This is a genomic window from Massilia sp. UYP34, from assembly GCF_056279385.1.
In genome coordinates this window covers 1-1102 of record NZ_JBWBRF010000059.1, presented here as the reverse complement: position 1 = coordinate 1102, position 1102 = coordinate 1, and the positions used below count along the sequence as shown (strand labels likewise).

1 protein-coding gene is annotated in these 1102 nt (G+C 58.7%); it reads right to left on the bottom strand.

Features of this window, described 5'->3' with window-relative positions; genetic code table 11:
* Positions 1-974, bottom strand: a 974-nt coding sequence (locus tag ACZ9AQ_RS24175; RefSeq protein ID WP_429207351.1) for an IS481 family transposase, incomplete at its 3' end; no start/stop codon positions are given.
* Positions 975-1102: the final 128 nt, after the last annotated feature.

The following is a 1102-nucleotide window of genomic DNA, read 5'->3' as shown; positions in this document are numbered from 1 at the left end:
GTGTCAAGTCCCGCCTGTTCATAAACCCGCTTAACGAATAATTCCGGCCGTCTTTGTTGCCATTCCTTGAGTGCGAGGATGGGCGTCTTTGCATCGAGTGCACGTTGCGGAATGTGGTGGTTGTACAGTTTCAAATAGCTCATCAATGTGGTCTGCAAATCGGCACGGCTGTCGAAGCGGGTCTGCTGCAGCAATTCATTGATGCGACCGTTGAAGCGCTCGACCATGCCGTTCGTTTGCGGGTGCCGCGGCGGCGCCAGGCGGTGCTCGGCAGGCAGTGCGGCGCAAGCCACGTCGAAGGCGTGCTGGCCGCTTGGCTTTTTGTCTTTGGTGGCGAAACGGTCGGTAAATTGCGAGCCGTTGTCGGTCAGGATCTTGCTGATCTTGATGGGCGAAGCCAGCTTCAAGCGGCGCAGGAAATCGACGCTGCTCTTGTCGGTCATGTCGCCGTAGATGTGCATGAAGACCCAGCGGGTAGCGCGGTCGATGGCGACGAACAGGTAGCGACGCGAGGTCTCGTCCGGCATCTGTGGCAGGTACTTGATATCGATATGAATAAAGCCTGGTTCGTAGTCCTTGAAGGTCTTCTTGGGAGCGATCGTTTCGCCCTCGGCCTTCGGGATCACGTCTTCAAGGCGCGACATGCCTTCGCGCTTGAGCAAGCGTGCGATGCCTGATCGAGAAACGTCGGGATTGATGTACTGCCGCGTGATGAACAGCAGGTCATCGAGGGGCAAGTAGAGCGACTGGCGCAGCGCGAGCACGATGGCTTCCTGCGCTGCGCTCAAGGTCGTATGCAGCGTGTGGGCACGGTGCGAGCGGTCCTGCACGTCGTCCCGCTTGAGCCATTTCCGGGCGGTGGGGCGGCTGATGTTGAAGACCTTCGCGGCCTGTCGGTCCGATAGGCCCGAATCCTTGATCTCCTGCCGGATTTTCGGGGTGGTACGGGCTTGCGGGTGAATGCGTGAACTCATGCTGCCAACTGCTCCTGGTGCGATTGAATGCCGGGACTGCTGAACCCAGCAATCAAGTCGTCGAGCATAGCCTTTGCTCGGAACAAAGGCCAGCTACGGCGAGGAAAATGATCGCACGGCACTGAACA